Origin of the sequence: Roseicyclus mahoneyensis (genome assembly GCF_003148775.1) — a bacterium.
GTDB classification, from domain to species: Bacteria; Pseudomonadota; Alphaproteobacteria; order Rhodobacterales; family Rhodobacteraceae; genus Roseicyclus; species Roseicyclus mahoneyensis.
Window position 1 is genome coordinate 39062 of the sequence record NZ_QGGW01000011.1, and the last position, 19923, is coordinate 58984.

Genomic DNA, 19923 nt, shown 5'->3' on the forward strand with positions numbered 1-19923 from the left:
CCTTTACCGACAGGCGGTTGCACGGTTAGGCTGTCGCCAGTTTGATTGAAACCTTTGCCGATTGTCCCCTCCCGATGACGTCTGACCCGGTGTCCTGTCCGAATTGCGGTTACGGTTTCGATGGCCTGCGCCGGTCCACCCGGATGTTCGACTGCCCGTCTTGCGACACCACCCTCTTCCGCGAGGGAGACGCGCTCGCCCCGATCGGCAATCACGGCGAGATGCACGAAACACCCATGCTGATCGGCATCGGCGACACGGTCGAGGCCATCGGCAGCCGCTGGACCGTGCTGGGCCATGTCCGATACGACTACGGGCGCGGCTTCTGGGACGAGATGTGGGCTGAAACCCCTGACGGTGCGGGGGCATGGCTGTCCATCGACGAGGGCGATGTGGTGATCCAGCGCAGCCTCGCACCCGCCGCCGTTCGCGCCGGTCTGGCGGGCGAGCTTCGCCTCGGCGTGCAGGTGCGGATCGAGGGCGAGGTCTACACCGTCACAGAGATGGACGAGGCGACCGCCACTGCCTTTCGCGGTGAATTGCCCGAGCGGATCGAACTGGGCGAGCGGCACCGCTTCGTGAACGCCAGCGGCGGGGATGGCACGCTCCTGTCGGGCGAGGTCTGGGACGGCGGCGAGACGTGGTTTGTCGGCGAATGGCTTGACCCGTTCGAGATCAAGGTCGAAAGGCAGACCGGATGAGCCGCGCACAGGGCCTGTCCTCGATCAACTGCACCCAGTGTGGTGCGGGGCTCTCGGTGCTCGGCGGCGGGCGCGTTCTGACGCAGGTCTGCGGCTATTGCGGATCGGTGCTGGACGCGCAGGACAACTACAAGGTCCTGACCTCGATCGGCAAACGGGATCATCCCGACAGCCCGGTGCAGATCGGCATGACCCTGACCTACGAAGGCGTCGAATTCACCGTCATCGGCACCATCGGCAAGGTCGAGCGCTGGAAGGGCGGCACCGCGGCTTGGGTCGAACATCAGGTGTTCTCGCCCACCCACGGCTACGCCTGGCTGACCTGGGAAAGCGGGCATTTCACCTTCTCGCGCAAGATACGCGATTTCAATATGGGCCAATGGGTCTCCTCCGCCGGGGTCGAGATCGCCGACAGCCCGCCTGTCCGTCACCACCGCGGTCAGCGCTACAAATACTACGAGACCTCCACCTCCGAGATCGACTTCATGGAGGGCGAATTCAACTGGGTCCCCGAACTGGGCGAGACCACGACCGCCGTGGTCCTGCTCGGACCCGATGCCATGCTGAGCCTGCGCGACGGAAAGACCGAGCGCGAGGTGGAGATGACCACTCTATTGCCGCGCGACGCCACTGCACGCGAGATGGGCGCGACACTCCCGCCGGGGGCAGAGTCGCGCCATCCGCTCTCGCCCTACCAACCCTTCCCGGAGGAGGCGTTCGCCCGCCGCATCGTCGGCCTCTCGGCGATTGCCGCCTTCGTGCTGGCGCTTGTCTTCAGTGTGATCTCGGGCCCCCGCGTGCTCGACCAGCAGCAAGTGCCGATCGGTCAGGCGCCGGCCAGTTTCGCCTTCAACATGTCGAATACAGCGCAGATCGCCAGCCTGCGCCTCGACACCGATGTCAGCAACGACTGGGTCGTGATCGGCGCCCAGATAACCAACCCCGACGGCACCACCCTGGTCGAGGGCGGCCGCCTGGTGCAGTACTATTCCGGCCGCGACAGCGACGGTTCCTGGAGCGAGGGCAACCGCGGCGCGACCCTGCGCTTCCGTGCTGAACAAGCCGGGACGCATCAGATCACGCTGGGGCGTGCCGAAGGCACTGGCGGCACTTCGATGTCCGTTCGCATCGACGAGGGCAAAGCCACGTCCTTCTGGTTGTTTGTGGTGAGCGGGCTGTTCGTTCTGGGCTGGATCTACCTCAAGGCGCGGCGCGCGATCCACGACAAGTTCCGCTTTGCCGGCAGCGACTGGCACGAGGAGTGACGCGATGAGCCCCTTCCGCCTTGTCATCCTGGCCGGCTGCGCGACCCTGGTGCTCGGGGCCGGCTACATGTCTTGGTACGGGGTCGGACGGACCAGCGGCGATCTGGCGGCGGCCGCCCCCTCGGTGCGCACCGGCTCGACCGGCACGGGCACCGCTGGCGGCTACGGATTTTTCGGGCGCGTGAAATGACAGAAAAGGAAACGTGATGCTGGACGGAATCGTTCTTTCCGAGGTCGTGTCGATGCTGTTCTACACAAGCATCGGCATGGGGCTGATGTATATCTGCTGGAAGGTGATCGACATCGTCACTCCCTTCCCGATCATCAAGGAAATCGAAGAGGATCAGAACGTCGCGCTTGCGGTCCTGATCGCCTCGATCTTCATCGCCATGGCGATCATCATCGCGGCGGTCGTGGTCTCCGGATGATCCGGTCTTGAGCGACGCGGGGCCCAAGGCCCCCGCCGATGTCACGCCCAAGGTCGCCTGGCTTCTGGCGGCGACCTTTGTCGTCGCTGTCGCGGGGCTGATCTATGAATTGATCGCGGCCACCATCGCCAGCTACCTGCTGGGCGACAGCATCCGGCAGTTCAGCTTCGTCATCGGCGTCTTCCTGAGCGCCATGGGCATCGGCGCCTATGTCTCGCGCTATGTGGGCGATGCGCTGCAGGGTTTCATCCGGGCGCAACTGGCGCTGGGCGTGATCGGCGGCGCGCTTGGGCCACTGCTGTTCTTTTCCTATGCTTGGTATGGCGCGGTTGGTCTGCCGCTTTATGGCGGGCTGATCGCAATCGGCATCCTGTCGGGGATGGAAATTCCCCTGATCTCCCGCGTGATGAAGGAGATCGGCGCGGCCGAGTTCCGGTTCGAGAACGTGCTGACCGCCGATTACATCGGCGCACTTGCCGCCTCGCTCGCCTTTCCGCTGCTCATCATTCCCAACCTGTCGTTGATGGCGGCGTCGCTTGCCTTCGGCGCGCTGAACCTGTTGGTCGCGGGGTTCTCCATATGGCTGTTCCGCGATCGGCTGCCACAAGGTTATTGGGCGCCATGGGGCGCCTTCCTGCTGGCCACGCTGCTGGCACTCTTCGGGGCCGAGCGGCTGGTGTCTGTGGTCGATGCGCGCCTGTTTCAGGACGAGGTGATCTTGTCGGAAACCACGCCCTACCAGTCCATCATCCTGACCCGCTTCGATGATCGCTATCGCCTGTTCCTCGACCATTCGATCCAGTTCGACAGCCTTGATGAACACCGCTATCACGAGGCGCTGGTGCATCCCGCGATGGGTCTTGCTCCGCGCCGGAGCCAAGTTCTGGTGCTGGGCGGCGGCGATGGGATGGCGGTGCGCGAAGTGCTGCGCCACGACGGTGTGGAGCGGGTGGTACTGGTCGATCTGGACCCGCGCGTGACGGACCTGTTTTCGACCATGCCCGACCTGACGGCGCTGAACGGTGACGCGCTGAACGATCCGCGTGTCGAGATCGTGAACGCCGATGCATGGGCCTGGCTGGCCGAAGCAGATGATATCTTTGACGTCATAATCGCCGACCTGCCCGACCCGAAATCCATTGCCCTGTCCAAGCTCTACTCCATCGAGTTCTACGCCATGATGGTCGAACGCCTGAGCGCGCAGGGGATCATCGTGACGCAAGCCGGATCGCCCACCTTCTCGCCCGGTGCCTTCTGGACGATCGAGGCGACGCTGGCCGCCACCCGCAATCCCGGGCGGCCCGGCGGCACGCTCGGCACGCTGCCCTACCACCTCTACGTGCCCAGTTTCGGCGACTGGGGCTTTGTGATGGCCGCGCCCCTGATGCCCGACGAGGCCCGCGACCCGACCCTCCCCGATGGTCTGCGCCACCTGACCTTGGCGGTCTGGCGCGCCGCGCAGGCCTTTGGCGCCGATCAGGGGCCGCGCCAGGTCGAGGTGAACTCGATCCAGGGGCATCCGCTCGTTGCGGAGTACCAGCGCGGCTGGGATTTCTGGTTCCGCTAGCTGTTCAGGATCGCCCGCATGTCGGTGATGCCCGTCTCGGTCACCGCATGACCCGCGCCGGGCGCCACGTGCAGGCGCACCGACGCCCCCAGCGCCCGAAATGCGTCGGCGCTGTCCTGCGCACGCTTGAGCGGGATATGCGGATCGCGTTCATGCACGGTGATCGTCACGGGCAGGCTGGTCAGATCGGTGTCGTAGTTGAGCCGCTTTGGCGTGGCCCCGTAAAGCGCCGGGTCCGGTCCGCCCATGGCATCCGACGTGCCGACAAGCCCCGCCGACAGGCCGAAAATGCCCGCCAGACCGCCCCGCCGCGCGCCGTATTCCAGCGCAAGGCAGCCACCCTGGCTGAAGCCGGCCAGCGCGATGCGGTCGCGGGTCAGCCCCTCGGCCTCAAGTGTTGCGATCGCTTCATCCACCGCGGCCAGTCCGCGCGTCACATGAGGGGCCATGCCGCCCATCGGCGCAAGGAAGGAGCTTGGCCACCAGCTGCGCCCCGGCGCTTCGGGGGCGATCATCGCCACATCGGGCAGCCCAAGCGCCGCGCCGAGACCGAGGATATCCTCGGCCCCCGCACCTCGCCCGTGCAGCAGCACCAGCCCCATCCGGGCCGTGGCACCGCCTGCGCCTGCGCGCATGAGCCGGGTCATGCTGTCACCTTCAGCGGCGGAAGGATCTGTTCGATCCGGGCGCGGTGCGCCTCGTATTTCGCGGGCAGCTTGAGCGCCTCGCCCAGATGGGCCGGGTCCTCGTCGACGGCGAAGCCCGGCGGGTCGGTTGCGATCTCGAACAGCACGCCGCCCGGCTCGCGGAAATAGATCGCGTTGAAATACTGCCGGTCGATCACGGGCGTGGTCGGGTGGCCGGCGACGGCCAGCCGCTCGTGCCAGTCGCGCTGCACTTCATCGCTTTCGGCGCGAAAGGCGACATGGTGGATGCTGCCCGCCCCTTGCCGCCCGATGGAGGGCGCGTCGGACCGCATCAGGTCGATGACGGCCCCCCGCGCGTCGCCCGGTGCCACCAGCCGCAACCGCTCCACCCCGCCCGCGGTCTCGTGGCCCGCTTCGGCGTAGCCGAAGACCTCGGTCAGTAGCCGCGCGGTCGGCGCTATGTCGCGTTCCCAGAGCGTGACGGAATGGAACCCGTCCAGCGGCTGATCGCTGTCCCGGTCGGTCTCGACCAGTTCCACCGGCGCGCCGTCAGGGTCGCGCAGCGTGAGGATGCGGTGTCCGAACCGCTCGGTCGGGCCGTCGAAGTCGATGGCGTCTTCGGCCAACTGCTCCATCCAGCCGTCGAACCCGCCCTTGGGCACGGCATAGGCATAGGCGGATGCCATGCCGGGGCCCGCGCGGCCGCGGCCGGCGTTGACGAAGGGAAAGAATGTCAGGATCGTGCCAGAGTTGGCGCCCTGGTCGCCGTAATACAGGTGATAGGTGCCCGGATCGTCGAAGTTGACGGTCTTTTTCACCAGCCGCTGGCGCAACGTGCCGGTGTAGAAGGCAAGGTTGTCTTGCGGCGGGCCGGAAATGGCCGTGACATGGTGCAGGCCCGGAATGGTGCGGGTCATGGTGTGATCTCCCGAATAGGGTGGGGGCAGGGCCCCCGTTCGAGTGACGAGATGGTGCTGAACGCGGCGCGTGCCAATGCACATGGCCACAGGGCGTCTGTGCCGGAATGCACGGCTCAGACGCTGGGCATGCTCCCGCAGGCCTCGAAGGCCGCCACTTCGGGCGCGGCCCCTTCGAGCGACACCGACAGTTCGGCCCCGCCTGCGCGAAAGACCGCGTGCGCATTGCCCGAGAGACCCGCCAGCACATTGCCGAAACCGCGGTCCGCGACATTGATCGTGCGACCATCCGCCGACAGGGTGTGGCGGTCGGTGCTGATGGTCAGCTCTGCCCCACCAAGGAAAGCGATGGCAAAACTCGGGGCCTCGGGCCATGGCTCGGGCCCCCTGACCGCGATCGTCCAAAGCGGCGGGCCCGGGTCATGGGTCAGGCGCACCTCGACGCCGTCCTCGCTATGGGTCAGCGTGCAGATTGCGCCGTCGTGGCCCGCCTGCCAGCCATGGGCGGTCGTGGCGAGGGTCAGGGATAGCAGGGCGGCAAGGTGCAAACGCATGTCGGAAGGGTAGCGCCCCGGGCGGCGGTGAAAAGGGGTGCGGTGTCGCGCACCGCGCACCCAACCAGAGGTTGACTATGCCCATCATCAGGAAGACCCTGTCGCCGGAGGAGACCACGGAGGACCCCATGCGTATCACAGCTTTTGCTTTCGCCCTCATCGCGCTGCCCGGCGCGGCGCTGGCCGACCCGGTCGGCCTGACCCCTGACATGATGTCGGCGACCGTGCCCACGCCTTCGGGCCCGGTCGAGATCTTGCGCAATCAAGACAATGCCAACCGCCTGTCCGGCGACTGGACGCTGACCTCGCGGCCCTGTCCGAACTTCTGCATCCAGCCGATGGTGCCAGCGCCCGGCGTCACGCCCGTGGGCGAGCTTGAGGTGATCGCCGCGCTGCAAGACGCCAACACGGTCGTGATCGACGGCCGTATCCGCCCCGAGTTCGAGGCAGGCACGATCCCCGGAGCGGTCTCCGTGCCCTATAACGAGGCTGCCGACCGTCTGGACGAACTGGGATGCGAAGTCGATTTCGACGGCTTCATCTGTGAGGGCGATCTGATGCAGGTGGTCTTGTTCTGCAACGGGCCGTGGTGCGGCCAGTCGCCCACGGCGGCGCGCAACATGATCGAAGCGGGTTTCCCGGCCGAGAACATCAGCTACTACCGTGGCGGCATGCAGAACTGGCAGGGGTTGGGCCTGACCGTGGTGCCGGGCGGTGCGGGGGGTTAACCGCCCACCCGCACCATCAAGACCATGGCCGTCAGCGCGCAGCCGATGCCCGCGCATTCGCGCGCGCCCAGCTTTTCGCCGAAAACCGTGGCCCCGATCACCGCCAGCGCGATCAGCGTGAGCATGGAATAGGCGACGCCTGCCTGTCCCAACGTGATGTGCCGCATGGCCGCGAACCAGAGCACGGCGGAGACGGCATAGAGCACGATGCCGATGGCAACGAGCGAGGAGATCGCGGTGAGGCCGCGGTCGGCGGCGAGTTTGAGAAAGAAGTCCCCCGCGATGACGACCATCGCGGTGACGGCGATGAAGCCGAAGCCGTAGAAAATGCTTTGCATGACTGTCCCTGCGATGCTGCGCAGGCCCCCTGATAATGGGGGTAGGGTGGGTGAGGGTGCGTCGGTGGGCAATGGTGGGAAGCCTTACCTTTGGGGGAGGAGTGTCGGGCTGACGTACGGTCTGTAGGGTTCTAGGGTTGGCAGTCCATACGCTGTCATTTTTCGAGCGAATTACCCAAGCGTGCATAGTGGCCTACGGCCGACGCGCGGGCGCCGCCGCGCCAATACAAACTCGTTTTCCCTTAATCGCTGGTCAAGGAAAGAAATAAGTCGGAAAGCCATCGACGACTTATTGTCCGCCCCAATCCACTCTTTTTATCAAATAATTTCCATCCAATGCTGCCTGAATTGTTTTCAAAGACGAGTTCAGGGTGGTATCTGCCGTGCCCTGGATATATCTGGGCAACCTGAGTTTCTGACTCATGGTCCTCAATCTTTATGTGCGAGGGTGGTGAGTCTCTCTTTTGAAAACCTTCGGGTTCAAACTTGGCTAATGAAATCCGAACGAGGGAAAAATGCTTCTTCACAGTTCTTACACGGCATCCCAAGCATGAAACTATAGCCAGATCTTTGTCTTCTTTGGGGTGCACGCAATGTATGTGGTCGCACGTTGTCCGAAGCAGCTCGTATGTGGCGAGAAGCCAACCTTGTGAGAGGGAAACTTGAAGAAATAACGCGCCGCCATCGCGGTGTGCGCCAGCTTTCGCTTGGAATTCCAATTGCTCATCTTCCAAGGTTCGGAGAATCAAGTCAATGTTTGCATCTAGATGTCCACTGAATGCTCGAGATTCGTCCTGTCTAAATTCTGATAGCGTCGCATAGGTTTCTACCCACCGCTCATAAAGTGGGGCTTGAAGGCGGCGAGCGTCACTTCCAAGCTTCTCGAGAGCATTCCCCATCATAAATGGTTTATCAGTGTAAATGTTTGGCAATTATTTCTGTTTCCCTATAACGGATGTGTTGTTTATCTCCCCCGCCGCGCCTTCCCGCCCCGCTGCCCCGGCCGCCCCGCCGTGCTGCGTCCGGCCATCTTCACCGCGCCCTCCACCGCCTCCTCGACCGCCGATTGGCGCGCCAGCGGGTCGTCGGCCACGGCAAGCTCCACCGCCTCCAGCCGCTTGACCTCGTCGCGCAGCCGCGCCGCCTCCTCGAACTCGAGGTTCTCGGCGGCCTTGCGCATCTGGGTGCGCAGCCCGTCCAGATGCGCCGCCAGATTGGCGCCCACCATCGGCTTGTCGACCTTGGCGGTGACGCGGTTCATGTCCACGTCGCCCTTGTAGAGGCCGGCCAGAATGTCCTCGACGTTCTTCTTGACGGTCGCGGGGGTTATCCCGTGTTCGATATTGTAGGCGATCTGTTTCGCCCGCCGCCGGTCGGTTTCCCGTAGCGCCCGCTCCATCGAGCCGGTGATACGGTCGGCATACATGATCACGCGGCCCTGTTCGTTGCGCGCGGCGCGCCCGATAGTCTGGATCAGCGAGGTCTCGGACCGCAGGAAGCCCTCCTTGTCCGCATCGAGGATCGCCACAAGGCCACATTCGGGAATGTCGAGCCCTTCGCGCAGCAGGTTGATGCCGATCAGCACGTCAAAGGCCCCCAGCCGCAGGTCGCGCAGGATCTCGATCCGCTCGATCGTGTCGATGTCGCTGTGCATGTAGCGCACGCGGATGCCCTGTTCGTGCAGGTATTCGGTCAGATCCTCGGCCATGCGTTTGGTCAGCGTCGTCACCAGAATGCGCATGCCGTTTGCCGCGACCTTGCGGATCTCGTCGAGCAGGTCGTCGACCTGCATCTCGACGGGCCGGATCTCGACCATCGGGTCCAGAAGGCCGGTGGGGCGGATCACCTGTTCGGTGAAAACGCCGCCCGCCTGGTCCAGTTCCCACGCCGAGGGGGTGGCCGAGACGAAAACCGATTGCGGGCGCATCGCGTCCCATTCCTCGAACTTCAGCGGCCGGTTGTCCATGCAGGACGGCAGGCGGAACCCGTGTTCAGCCAGCGTGAATTTGCGCCGGTAGTCGCCGCGATACATACCGCCGATCTGGGGCACGCTTACGTGGCTCTCGTCGGCAAAGACGATGGCATTGTCGGGGATGTATTCGAACAGGGTAGGGGGCGGCTCACCGGGCGCGCGGCCGGTCAGGTAACGGGAATAATTCTCGATCCCGTTGCAGACGCCGGTCGCCTCCAGCATTTCCAGATCGAAATTGGTGCGCTGTTCCAGCCGCTGCGCTTCCAACAGCTTGCCCTCGCCCACCAGCTGGTCGAGGCGCTGTCTGAGCTCCGCCTTGATGCCCTTGATCGCCTGCTGCATCGTCGGGCGCGGCGTCACGTAATGCGAATTGGCGTAGAGCCGCACCTTCTCGAAGGTGTCGGTCTTGTGGCCGGTCAGAGGGTCGAATTCGGTGATGCTCTCCAGCTCCTCGCCAAAGAAGGACAGGCGCCACGCCCGGTCGTCAAGGTGGGCTGGCCAGACCTCGAGGCTGTCGCCCCGCACGCGGAACGATCCGCGCTGGAAGGCCTGATCGTTGCGGCGGTATTGCTGCGCCACCAGATCGGCCATCACCTTGCGCTGGTCATACTCGCGGCCCGTGAACAGATCCTGGGTCATCGCGCCGTAGGTTTCGACCGAGCCGATGCCGTAGATGCACGACACCGAGGCCACGATGATGACGTCGTCGCGTTCCAGAAGCGCCCGGGTCGCCGAATGGCGCATCCGGTCGATCTGTTCGTTGATCTGGGATTCCTTCTCGATATAGGTGTCGGACCGCGCGACATAGGCCTCGGGCTGGTAGTAGTCGTAGTAGCTGACGAAATATTCGACCGCGTTCTCCGGGAAAAACCCCTTGAACTCGCCGTAAAGTTGCGCGGCCAGCGTCTTGTTGGGCGCAAGGATGATGGCGGGGCGCTGCGTTTCCTCGATGACCTTGGCCATGGTGAAGGTCTTGCCGGTGCCTGTCGCGCCGAGCAGAACCTGATTTTGTTCGCCTGCGATCAGGCCCTTCGACAGCTCCACGATGGCCTTGGGCTGGTCACCGGCGGGCTCGAATTCCGTATGCAAGACAAAGCGCCGACCGCCTTCCAGCTTTGGGCGGGAACGTACGATATCGACCGAAAGGCCGGTATCAGGCATCTGCTGGGGGGAGTTGTTGTGCATCGGTGGCCTCCGTCATCCCCAGCAAATTGACCTTATCGGGACAAGGTTCAACCCCGCCGGTCCGGAGGCGCGAATTGGTTAACGCAAGCTTGCGAAAACCGCGACAATTTTTACAACTTTAAGGCGAAAATTTCGTTGCAATGGCCGGTAGGGTTGTCGTAGCTTTTCCGTGCAAGCAGCAGATGCGGTTGCCGGCCGGGGTCGAACCACCCACCCACCCCTCGCTCCCTCGGGCCCGGTCGGCAACCCTCTGTGCTTGGGTCACCTCCAACCCGCGACAGCTTGGGTGGTGGACAAGTGGCCGGGTCTTTTCCATATAAGAACCAGACATGACCATCGGATGGATCCCCATGCGCGCCCGCATCTACAAGCCTGCGAAAACAGCGATGTCCTCGGGCACGGCGAAGACCGACCACTGGGTTCTGGAATTCGCCCCGGCGTCAGCGCGCGAGGTCGATCCGTTGATGGGCTGGACCTCGTCGTCGGATATGAACTCTCAGGTGCGCTTGCGTTTCGACACGTTGGAGGCAGCGCAGGATTATGCCAAGGCGCAAGGCCTTGACGCGCTGGTGCTCAAGCCCAAAACCCGCAAACCCAACATCCGTGCAGGCGGCTATGGCGAGAATTTCGCCACCAACCGCCGCGGCGCCTGGACCCACTGAGGGCTGTAAATCGGGGCAAAGTTGTCTCGGAATCGGGCCAAGGATTTCGCGGAACGCTTGCCTCGGCTATATGCAGTGTTGCTTACTGCCAGTTCTACAGGATGTAGATCTCCAATAGGACGGCGAGCCGAATGATGTTTCGCAGTCTGGCGTCCGTGAAGCTGCAGCCCACCATCCACCAGATTGTAAAAAAGCACCGTTGACAGCCGCCAGTGCCGCGCGCCTCCTCGCCGCATGGGTCGTAATCAGCTCATAGGCACGTCTATCTGACGATCGCGACTCGGACCAAGGTCCGGGTCATGGCTCCCCGCTGCCCGAGACTGTCTTCCATGATGTCCCCTGTTCCCTTCGAAAAAGGTGCCCCCGCGCGTGTTCGCGGCGCTGGCAAATACGCCAAGCGTCGTCGCACGCCTCCGGTCGATAGCCGGATCGCAGCCGCGCTGAGCGCGCGTCCAACCTCTTGATCCAGCACACCCACGAAAGCGCGCGAGGCAAAGCCTTGGCGGCGCAACGGACATCTCATGCCCAAACCCTTCGACTTCGCCCCCGGCCTGCGACGGCAACCTACTCCGACGAACGAGATCGAGAAACGCCTCGGTCGGTTCCTCGCCGATCTGAGGCGCCGCAAGGCCGCCGATGATGATGCGGAAGCCATGCTCGACCCCGTTTCCCGACCTGACTGGGACCGCATCGGCCGCCGCGCCCGCAGGCTGCACGAAGCGCAGCGCAAGGCACAGAAGAACCCCAACCTCAGGAAAGAGGACTGGGAGCAGCTGAGCGCCGTGTTCGAGGGCATCACGCTTTGCGGCCCCGCGACCGAGCATCGTGCCGACGAGATTGCGGTGGACCTGTTGGCAGAGATGCCGTGGATGCGGCAGGCCACCGAACACATCTGGCGCGACATGCGACGGGCCGCGGCACAGGGTCATGGTCTGCGGTTCCGGCCGATCCAACTCGACGGGCCGCCCTCGATCGGCAAGACGCATCTGGCGCGGAGCCTCGCGCGGTTATGAAAGGTGCCCGAGGTCTCGATCGACATCGGCTCGGGCAGTGACGGGTTCCGGCTGGCCGGATCGACGCGGAACTGGGGCCGGTCAACGCCGGGGCGCGTGGTGGAGACCATCCTCGCGAGCTGTTCGAATTCGCCGAGCGCCAGATCCGCAAGCGCGGGATGGAAAGCGGTGCTCTGGTGGTCGTGAGCGCCCTCATGAAGGCCATGCCTGACGGCCACATCGACCTCTGCCTGCGCGGCATCCTGCGGATCATCGACGATCTGGAAGCATTGGGAGAACTCCCCTCGCTGAACTGACGCCGTGGCGCAACCAAGCCACGATCACGGCGGTCGCCGATCATATTCGCCGAGACAGGGGCCGCGGTGATGTTCGCGGGCTTCGGCAGTCCGGGACCGGGCATCACCGACCACACAGGATGGACCGGCAATGGCCGCACCACCCGATTTTCATAAAGGAGATCCTACAAATGACCTTCAACAAGAAGATGACCGACGCTGCCGCCGCCGTGCTGGCGGGACCATCGCCGAACGAGATCTCGGCCAGCCCGCTCCTGCGGGACTGGTCCTTCACGATCCTGTGGAACGGCAGTCTGGCGCTGGCTGGCGTGGTGCAAGGCAGCCCCGACTTCGCCGACAATGAGGCGATCGTGACCAGCCCGCTGGTCCATCTCGATACGCCGCGCGGCACCTTCAACCCCGACCCGGTCGCGGTCGACACCTTCCTGCGGGCGCAACTGACCTTGCTGGTCGCAGCGCACCCCCTGTTCGAGGAGACCCAGTAATGGCCCATCTCTTCACCGCCGACCCGCATTTCGGGCACGCCCGCATCATCGACTTCTGCAACCGCCCCTTGGCCTCGATCGCGGAGATGGACAGCCATATCCTGACCCGGATGCAGGCCGCGATGACGCCGGACGACGATCTCTGGGTGATCGGGGATTTCGCCTTCGGGGGACCCGACAGGGCAGCCCGGTTCTAGGGCTATCTATCCTCGATCCCGGGGCGCAAGCACCTCGTCCGTGGCAACCACGACAGAACCTGGATGACGCAGATGTCGGGCTGGAGCAGTGTCCATGATCTGGTCGAGATCGTCGCCGGGGAGACGGCGCTGACGCTGTGCCATTACCCGATGGTAACCTTCCCCGGGCGCGCGGCACGGGGCCTTGCAGCTCTTCGGTCATGTCCACAACAACTGCCCGGGCACGCGCAACAGCGTGAATGTCTGCGTGGATGTCTGGGAGTTCCGGCACGTCGGCATCGCCGAGATCAAGCGTCGGGCGGCCACCCTCCCCGTCAACCCGCTCTGGAGCACCGTCGAACCGAGGAGTGACCTGAAATTACTGATCAAATCGCTGGCCGCATGCCCCGCATCCTTGTCCTTGGCGACCTTCATGCCGACACGTGGGGGCGCCTTGGTACGAGGGTTCTCGAGGAAACTGGCCTTGGACCGTGGATTCTGGACAACGCGCCGGACCTCCTGATCATTGCCGGGGATATCGCCAACCATCCGATGTGGAACTGGCCCATGGCCCTGCGCGATATCGTGGATTACGTCCCTCCCGAGAATGTCGTGATCATTCCCGGCAACCACGACTACTACCGCTTCAGCTTCGACGGGGATGACGAACTGCGGCGTATCGCGAGGCGGGCCGGGATGCGCTTTGCGCAGAAGGAAGAGATCCGCATCGGCAAGGTCCGGATCTTCTGCTGCACGCTCTGGACGGATTTCGCGCTCAACGGCACCCCGGAGCTCGATGCGCGCGCCGCGCGGCAAGGGTTGAACGATTACCACCAGATCACGACAAGCCGGTCCCTTGGCACCATCGCGGGCCACAACCGGCAGATCCTGCCCGAGGATGTTATCCGCGTGCATCTCGACCATCGCGCCTGGCTTGAGGACCAGCTCTGCAGCCCGCATTTCGCGGGCGCCGAGGGGGTGACCCTTGTTGTCACCCATCATGGGCCAAGCCGCGCAACGGCGGCCGGCGCGATCGACAGCCTGACCGCCGCCTTTCATTCCGATCTCGACGACCTGATCCTCGAGACACAGCCCGACTATTGGCTCTTCGGACATTCGCACAGGCGCTGTCAGGCCACGGTCGGCAAGACCGACGTCCGCTGCGTCTCGATCGGCTATCCGTCCGAATGGACGCGCGGGTCCTTCGATGAGGTGACGATGCTTGCCCAGGTGCTGCGATGACGGGGATCGAAGGATTGCGCGCGCCGGCTTTGCTGCCCGTCCAGCCGCGCCTTGACGAGCTAGGGGATCGGCTGGTTTTTGCAAGGCGGATTGGCACGGCGGTCAACAAGGATCCTGCCGATGAGGAAGGCATAAAGGCCGATGTTCATTTCGCCGACATTTACGACGCGTCTTTCGCTGACCCGATCAAGGTCATCGTCGATGGCAGGATCCAACCGCTGCGCCTGCTTGTTGAGGGGAAACTCCGTAATGCCCCGGCTCCTCGTCGTTGCCGATCTTCACCACGACAGGTGGGCCGCAGCGCGCCGCGATCCTCTGGCGCTCATGCCACCCGGCTGGTTCGGCCAATTCGACATGGTGATCCTCTCGGGCGACGTGGTCGACAAGCCCAAAGTCCGGCTGGCGCCCGCGCTCGAGCAGATTGGCCGGCACATCCCCCTCGACCGGCTCCAGGTCTTCCCGGGCAATCACTGTTTTTATGACCAAGTCCTTGACGGAGAGGACCGCCTCGCGCGGATCGTGACCACCGCGGGCGCGCATTACGCCCAAGGAACGCTATGGGGTGGGTACCGACCCACTCGTGGCAGCCGCGCCTTGGATGTTCGCCTTGAACGCGGAGATGAGCCTCGCCGATCGCCGTGAACGGCTTTTTTGTGCTCGGGAAGCTATAACGCAGATGCAGGCCGCCGCATCTGTCCATCTGAGGCTCGCAACGGATCCGACAATCGGTCTAGCCGAACGCTTCGCACGGGAAACCGCTTCCGTCGCTGCCGGTGACATCATCGGCACGATGCTCCCCGAACCGGATGGGTGGCCCGAGGTGTAAGACATGCCTTTTTCCAGCTATCTCGCCGAAACGGCGCGCGGTCTCGGCTCGTCCATCGTGGATCCGGCCAACATGGATACGGACATTGGCGACCCGATCCACCAGATGCCGGGACTGAACACCTAGGACAGTCTTGAAAGACTATCCGTGCGGGTTGACGCAGACATATTGGTGCTCAGACGAACCTGAACTTTGCATAGCATCCCCGAAAAACGGACCGCCCATTTTGGGCCGCCTCGATTGCACAAGCGTTCTCCGGGGTGGGGGTGGTGCTTTGCCGGCAGCGCGACGGATTGATAAATAAAGGTGTTTCATCTTCGCTCCGACACTATGTGGCATTACTGTCGACACTGCCCATGGCAAAGCTGTTGGGTAAGGTTTCCACTCACCGAAATGGCAGGCTCAATGCACGATTTCTATTCCGACACACAGTCTCGGCCGACGCGGGCCATGCGCGAGGCCGCCCTTGACACTCCGCTGGGTGATGAAAGGCACGATGCAGACCCGGCAACGCTGGAACTGTGTGAGCGGGTGGCTGATATGCTTGGAATGGAGACGGCAGTTTTCCTGCCGTCCGGCACGATGTGCAACGAGATTGCGATCGCAGTGCATACCCGCCCGGGTGACGAGGTGATTTGTACTCGAGAAAGTCACATCATCTTCGCTGAAAGTGGCGGACCCGCCGCGCTTTCGGGTGTGATGATGCACCCGATTGACTGCGAACGCGGAATGCTGACGCAACAACAGCTGGCCAGTGCAATCCGCCCGCGGTCTGCGCACGCCCCACGCAGTCGCCTGCTGGTGGCTGAACAAACCGCAAACCTTGCGGGCGGGGCGATCTGGCCTCTGGAACAGTTAAACAGTGTCGCCGCGGTCGCAAAAGCGGCGGGCCTCGCGACACATCTGGATGGCGCGCGATTGCTGAATGCCCAGGTTGCAACCGGTGTTCCCGCGGCCGCGTATGCGCGCGGATTCGACAGCGCGTGGATCGCGTTTACCAAAGGGCTCGGCTGCCCGGTTGGGGCCGTACTTGCGGGATCAGCCGACTTCGTTGAAAATGCGTGGCTTCTCAAACGGCGCTGGGGTGGTGCGATGCGCCAGACTGGGGTCTTGACCGCAATGTGTCTGTACGCGCTTGATCACCATGTCGAACGGCTGGCTGAAGATCATGCGCTCGCGCAATCCATAGGCGCGCGCCTTTTGGACCTTCCGATCATCGCGCGTGTGTTGCCGATTGAGACGAACATCATAATCGCTGATCTTGATCAACAGGGGCCGGACGCTCGTGAAACATCCAGGCTGTTGCGGGAAAAGAACGTGACCGTCACCGTTGTCGGGCACAGACGCATCCGTATCGTGACACATCTTGATGTAGGCCCTGTAGACGCGGACGCCTTGATAGCAGGGTTGGCAGCAGTTCGGCGTCAAAGCTGAACAATATGGTCAATCTGTGCTCAATGCCAACGGGCGAAGGTACTTTGCGAGTGACCGCACTTGATCATTTGCTGCGATTGCAACGCCGCAACCTCACGGGCCGCTCCCCGCCCTCGCTGTCCAAGAACCCGAACGGACGGCGGCCGGTGTCGGCGGTGATCCACGCTGCTACGCATGTTGCGCCATGGCAAAACTGGCGCGACGGAATCGGCCGATTGCGCCTTGGGCACCCCGGTTGATGTCTCGACCGTCGACGCACCCCTATGCCGCGCCCTTCCATGGCTCGGGCGTGAGGTAGACGACAGTCTCGTCGACGCTGATCATCACGTCGCCGTCCTTGATATTCACCTGAAGCTTCATCGCGCGGCGGGCGAGCTGCGTCAGGGCGGCCGCTTCCGTTTCGGAGATGGCGATCACCTCGAGATTGTTGAAACGTGCGGTGCCGGTTCCGACCTTGTCCCACCAGGCCTGCGCAACCCTGCCGCCGTAGGCGTAGACGACCACCTTCGCGGCCTTGCTGCAGGATTTCCGAATGACTTTCTCGCTCGGAAGGCCAAGCGCCACCCACAGATCGATGTCGCCGCTCAGGCTTTTTTGCCAGATGTCGGGCTCGTCGTCCGTCGACAATCCCTTGGTCATTTCCAGATGCTCGTGCGCATTCAGAGCAAAGGCCACGAGCCGCAGCATCAGCCGTTCCTCCGTCTCGGAGGGGTGTTTGGCCACGGTCAGCTTGTGGGTCTCGTAGTAGTGGCGGTCCATGTCGGCGACTGACAGCTCGATCTTATAGATGGTAGCATTCTGCGCCATGGTTTGCCCAAACCTCAAAAGAAGGGAAGGCCTAACCGGTCCGTCGATCCTTGGAAAGACAATATGGGGCCGCCCGAGGACCAGAGGCCGCCCCGACACATCCCTGATCGATGGAAGCCGCCGTGATCGACATGCACGATGCGTCGGGGTTTCCTCCCTCTGGACCGCGTGCCCCGGCGGCACCGGCAAAGGCGCCGCGGGGACGTATTTTTCGCCACCGGCGGCATGCAGCCCGTGAATGGGCTTGAGTCCTCCCCGCGCTGCGACCATGACCGCACGCATGAGCCATTTTCCCGAGCAGCCCCCGGCATCGGAGGTCGCCCTCGGCTGGTGCCCCTATTTCGAGGACCAGCTGGCGCCCGACGAAGCCCAACTTCTACGGATGCGCATCGCGACGGTCCACCGGACGAGGCTGACCGCCCGATCCCCATCCGGCGTCGTCCGTTTGCGTTTGACCGACGGGACGCAGACCGCGGGCTTTGCCGTCGGCGATTGGGTTCTGGTGGACCCGGAGACCGATTTTCTTTTCCGCCGGCTGGACAGGCGGACCCTGCTCCAGCGGCCCGGCGGGGGCGAGCGGGTCCCTCAACTGATCGCGGCGAACGTGGACACGCTCTTCATCGTCACATCTTGCAACGACGAATTCAGCCCGGCCCGGCTCGAACGGTATCTGGCGCTTGCGAACGAGGCGGGAACGACCCCGGTGGTGGTCTTGACCAAGATCGACCGGACGACCGATGCCGAAGGATACCTACGGCAGACACAAGCCCTTCAACGCGGGCTGGCCGTGGTAACGCTGAACGCAAAGACGCCCGAAGCGGCGCTGACGCTGGCGCCCTGGTGCGGCGCTGGCCGGACAGTCGCCCTCGTCGGGTCGTCGGGCGTGGGCAAGTCCACGCTGTTCAATACGCTCGCGGGCCGGTCGGCCGAGCACGCACAGGCCACGGGACCCGTGCGTGAGGCAGACGCGAAGGGCCGTCACACGACGACGGCGCGCTCGCTCCATGCGACCGTGACCGGAGGCTGGGTGATCGACACGCCCGGCATGCGCTCGCTTGCAGTCGGCGACGTCTCGGCCGGGCTTGACGAACTGTTTGCGGAGATCGTCGACCTCGCCCCACGCTGCCGCTTCCGGGACTGCACGCATGCCTGCGAACCCGGCTGCGCGGTGAGAGCTGCCGTTGAGGCCGGAACGCTCGACTCAGCGCGCCTTGACCGATGGCGCAAGCTTTCCGAAGAAAATCGAAACAACACCGCCGTCCGGACAGGTCCCCGGGGCAAACGGATTGTGAAGATGCCGAGCCAAGGCCGCTGAGGCATTTTCGGCCCATTAGCGGTCACGCGCACGGCGCTGGTCAGAACCCCAAGGGTCAGAGCTGGGAGGCCCACCTTGGGTGCTCGTCGTCCACGACAAACCTGTGCGTATGGTGCCTCTCGCCCATCAGATGCGGATGGTCGAACGGCAGGGTGTCATGGCTATGCGCGAAGGCGTCCGGGTCGTTGGCGGGCCAGAGGCGCAAGACCGCGACCAAACCCGCCGCGCCGATAACGGCTAGGGCGAGCGAGGCCGCCGACAGCCCCGCCGTGGCGCCGATCCAGCCTGCCAGCGGATAGGTGACCAGCCAGCAGGCGTGCGAGAGGGCGAATTGGGCGGCGAAGACCGCGCCCCGGTCGGCCTCGTGGGCAGAGCGGTTGACGATCCGGCCGATGGGCGTCTGGGTGAGGGAGAAGCCGAAGCCGAGAACCGCCCAAAGCGCGATCAGCGCGGCAAGGTGGCCCACCAGCGGCACCAGTGCCACGCCCGCGACCATCAATACCGCACCGCCGATCATCACCGGCCGGTCACGCAGCCGATCGAGGATACGGGGCAGAAGGACGGCTGCCAGCATCGAGCCCGCGCCGAAGCCCGCAAAAGCCCAGGCCACGGCGTCTTCGCCGAGGCCCAGGCGTGCCTTCACCAGCACAACCGTGTTCACATAGACCATCGCGCCCGCAGCGGCGACCGCGGCCTCCATCACCATCAGCCCCCGCAGGCGGGGCGTGCGGGTGTAGATGCGGATACCCTTGGTCACATCGCGCCAGAAATGGCCGGGCTCCGTCGGCGCCCGTGCGGGCAGGCGGGCGGTGACGACGAGGGCCGCCGAGGCGACAAAACCCAGGACCGTTCCTGCGAACAGCACCGGAAAGCTGACAATTGTCAGGAGCAGCGCCGCGAGGATCGGGGAGGCGAGCTGCTCAAGATCCTCGGACAGCCGCAGGAGCGACAGGGCGTTGGTGTAGTCGCCCTCGTCCTTTAGCACGTCGGGGATCACCGCTTGGAACGCCGGGGTGAACCCGGCCGAGGCGGCCTGCAGCGCGAAGATCAGCACATAGACATGCCAGACCTGATCGACGAAGGGCAGAAAGGCGATCACGCCGGCCCGGATCAGGTCCAGCGCGACCAGAAAGGCGCGCCGCGGCAGACGTTCGGCGATGGCCGCGGCGACGGGCGCCAGCGTGACATAGGCCACCATCTTGATCGCCAGCGCCGTGCCCAGCACCGCCCCCGCATTGTCGCCCGCCAGTTGCCAGGCCAGAAGGCCGAGCGCGACGGTGGCAAGCCCCGTGCCCAGAAGCGCCACGATCTGGGCGGCGAAGAGATGGCGGAAGGTGGGGTTGCGCAGGGTGCCGAGCATGGAGG

Annotated in this window: 25 protein-coding genes; 17 read left to right on the forward strand and 8 right to left on the reverse strand. The window is 64.2% G+C overall.

Annotated features, from left to right (window positions below):
* Nucleotides 1–74 precede the first annotated feature (74 nt).
* Genes C7455_RS17375 through C7455_RS17395 form a run of 5 tightly spaced genes read left to right on the forward strand, consistent with a single transcriptional unit; the run spans nt 75 to nt 3961 of the window.
* On the forward strand, nt 75–701 hold the full coding sequence (locus tag C7455_RS17375; RefSeq protein WP_109670394.1) for a DUF4178 domain-containing protein: 627 nt from the start codon (nt 75–77) through the stop codon (nt 699–701).
* A complete protein-coding gene (locus C7455_RS17380; protein ID WP_109670395.1) occupies nt 698–1966 on the forward strand; it encodes a DUF4178 domain-containing protein in 1269 nt (422 codons plus the stop codon). The genes C7455_RS17375 and C7455_RS17380 overlap by 4 nt, the downstream gene beginning before the upstream one ends.
* Nucleotides 1967–1970: 4 nt before the next feature.
* On the forward strand, nt 1971–2156 hold the full coding sequence (locus C7455_RS17385; RefSeq protein WP_109670397.1) for a hypothetical protein: 186 nt from the start codon (nt 1971–1973) through the stop codon (nt 2154–2156).
* A gap of 16 nt (nt 2157–2172) precedes the next feature.
* Nucleotides 2173–2394, forward strand: coding sequence for a DUF350 domain-containing protein (locus C7455_RS17390; protein WP_109670399.1), 222 nt, complete (start codon nt 2173–2175; stop codon nt 2392–2394).
* A gap of 7 nt (nt 2395–2401) precedes the next feature.
* Nucleotides 2402–3961: a polyamine aminopropyltransferase gene (locus C7455_RS17395; RefSeq protein ID WP_109670401.1), complete on the forward strand. Its 1560-nt coding sequence runs from the start codon at nt 2402–2404 to the stop codon at nt 3959–3961.
* On the opposite strand, the gene C7455_RS17400 is transcribed toward C7455_RS17395, so the two are convergent.
* From C7455_RS17400 to C7455_RS17410, 3 genes are all read right to left on the reverse strand, one after another.
* Nucleotides 3958–4608, reverse strand: coding sequence for an alpha/beta hydrolase (locus tag C7455_RS17400; RefSeq protein ID WP_109670403.1), 651 nt, complete (start codon nt 4606–4608; stop codon nt 3958–3960). The two genes, C7455_RS17395 and C7455_RS17400, sit on opposite strands and share 4 nt — an antisense overlap.
* Entirely contained in the window at nt 4605–5525 is a 921-nt protein-coding gene (locus C7455_RS17405) for a ring-cleaving dioxygenase (RefSeq protein WP_109670405.1), read from the reverse strand. Before C7455_RS17405 ends, C7455_RS17400 begins: the two co-directional genes overlap by 4 nt.
* A 116-nt stretch (nt 5526–5641) precedes the next feature.
* Nucleotides 5642–6079 carry a hypothetical protein gene (locus C7455_RS17410; protein ID WP_109670407.1) on the reverse strand — a complete coding sequence of 146 codons (438 nt, stop codon included), beginning with the start codon at nt 6077–6079 and terminating at the stop codon, nt 5642–5644.
* Between the two features lie 128 nt (nt 6080–6207).
* Between C7455_RS17410 and C7455_RS17415 the strand changes: the two genes are divergently transcribed.
* Nucleotides 6208–6807: a rhodanese-like domain-containing protein gene (locus tag C7455_RS17415; RefSeq protein WP_109670474.1), complete on the forward strand. Its 600-nt coding sequence runs from the start codon at nt 6208–6210 to the stop codon at nt 6805–6807.
* Here C7455_RS17415 and C7455_RS17420 read toward each other — a convergent pair.
* From C7455_RS17420 to uvrB, 3 genes are all read right to left on the reverse strand, one after another.
* Complete coding sequence (locus C7455_RS17420) at nt 6804–7145, reverse strand: hypothetical protein (RefSeq protein ID WP_109670409.1); 342 nt, start codon at nt 7143–7145, stop codon at nt 6804–6806. The genes C7455_RS17415 and C7455_RS17420 overlap by 4 nt on opposite strands.
* A 242-nt stretch (nt 7146–7387) precedes the next feature.
* Nucleotides 7388–8077, reverse strand: a complete 690-nt coding sequence (locus C7455_RS20225) for a hypothetical protein (protein WP_170119129.1) — start codon at nt 8075–8077, stop codon at nt 7388–7390.
* A gap of 32 nt (nt 8078–8109) precedes the next feature.
* On the reverse strand, nt 8110–10302 hold the full coding sequence (gene uvrB, locus C7455_RS17425) for an excinuclease ABC subunit UvrB (RefSeq protein WP_109670411.1): 2193 nt from the start codon (nt 10300–10302) through the stop codon (nt 8110–8112).
* Nucleotides 10303–10652: 350 nt separating this feature from the next.
* Between uvrB and C7455_RS17430 the strand changes: the two genes are divergently transcribed.
* The 10 genes from C7455_RS17430 (at nt 10653) to C7455_RS17460 (ending at nt 16436) form a co-directional block, all read left to right on the forward strand.
* Nucleotides 10653–10964: an ETC complex I subunit gene (locus C7455_RS17430; protein ID WP_109670476.1), complete on the forward strand. Its 312-nt coding sequence runs from the start codon at nt 10653–10655 to the stop codon at nt 10962–10964.
* Between the two features lie 521 nt (nt 10965–11485).
* On the forward strand, nt 11486–11977 hold the full coding sequence (locus tag C7455_RS17435; protein WP_109670413.1) for a hypothetical protein: 492 nt from the start codon (nt 11486–11488) through the stop codon (nt 11975–11977).
* Nucleotides 11978–12135: 158 nt separating this feature from the next.
* Nucleotides 12136–12273, forward strand: coding sequence for a hypothetical protein (locus C7455_RS20230; protein WP_170119130.1), 138 nt, complete (start codon nt 12136–12138; stop codon nt 12271–12273).
* 170 nt (nt 12274–12443) lie between these two features.
* Nucleotides 12444–12758 carry a hypothetical protein gene (locus C7455_RS17440; RefSeq protein ID WP_109670415.1) on the forward strand — a complete coding sequence of 105 codons (315 nt, stop codon included), beginning with the start codon at nt 12444–12446 and terminating at the stop codon, nt 12756–12758.
* The gene (locus tag C7455_RS20505) at nt 12758–12955 is read left to right on the forward strand and encodes a metallophosphoesterase family protein (protein ID WP_245904401.1); all 198 of its coding nucleotides are present in this window, start codon (nt 12758–12760) and stop codon (nt 12953–12955) included. Before C7455_RS17440 ends, C7455_RS20505 begins: the two co-directional genes overlap by 1 nt.
* 381 nt (nt 12956–13336) lie before the next feature.
* The gene (locus C7455_RS17450; RefSeq protein WP_109670417.1) at nt 13337–14176 is read left to right on the forward strand and encodes a metallophosphoesterase; all 840 of its coding nucleotides are present in this window, start codon (nt 13337–13339) and stop codon (nt 14174–14176) included.
* 249 nt (nt 14177–14425) lie between these two features.
* Entirely contained in the window at nt 14426–14818 is a 393-nt protein-coding gene (locus tag C7455_RS17455) for a metallophosphoesterase (protein ID WP_170119131.1), read from the forward strand.
* A complete protein-coding gene (locus C7455_RS19980) occupies nt 14796–15002 on the forward strand; it encodes a hypothetical protein (RefSeq protein ID WP_146200038.1) in 207 nt (68 codons plus the stop codon). The genes C7455_RS17455 and C7455_RS19980 overlap by 23 nt, the downstream gene beginning before the upstream one ends.
* 3 nt (nt 15003–15005) lie before the next feature.
* Nucleotides 15006–15128: a hypothetical protein gene (locus C7455_RS20630; RefSeq protein ID WP_281269423.1), complete on the forward strand. Its 123-nt coding sequence runs from the start codon at nt 15006–15008 to the stop codon at nt 15126–15128.
* A 279-nt stretch (nt 15129–15407) separates the two neighbouring features.
* Complete coding sequence (locus tag C7455_RS17460) at nt 15408–16436, forward strand: threonine aldolase family protein (protein WP_109670478.1); 1029 nt, start codon at nt 15408–15410, stop codon at nt 16434–16436.
* Between the two features lie 261 nt (nt 16437–16697).
* On the opposite strand, the gene C7455_RS17465 is transcribed toward C7455_RS17460, so the two are convergent.
* A complete protein-coding gene (locus tag C7455_RS17465; RefSeq protein WP_109670420.1) occupies nt 16698–17243 on the reverse strand; it encodes a YaeQ family protein in 546 nt (181 codons plus the stop codon).
* Between the two features lie 280 nt (nt 17244–17523).
* On the opposite strand from C7455_RS17465, the gene rsgA reads away from it, so the two are divergent.
* Nucleotides 17524–18558, forward strand: a complete 1035-nt coding sequence (rsgA, locus tag C7455_RS17470; RefSeq protein ID WP_109670422.1) for a ribosome small subunit-dependent GTPase A — start codon at nt 17524–17526, stop codon at nt 18556–18558.
* A 55-nt stretch (nt 18559–18613) separates the two neighbouring features.
* On the opposite strand, the gene C7455_RS17475 is transcribed toward rsgA, so the two are convergent.
* Complete coding sequence (locus C7455_RS17475; protein ID WP_245904403.1) at nt 18614–19918, reverse strand: MFS transporter; 1305 nt, start codon at nt 19916–19918, stop codon at nt 18614–18616.
* Between the last annotated feature and the right edge of the window lie 5 nt (nt 19919–19923).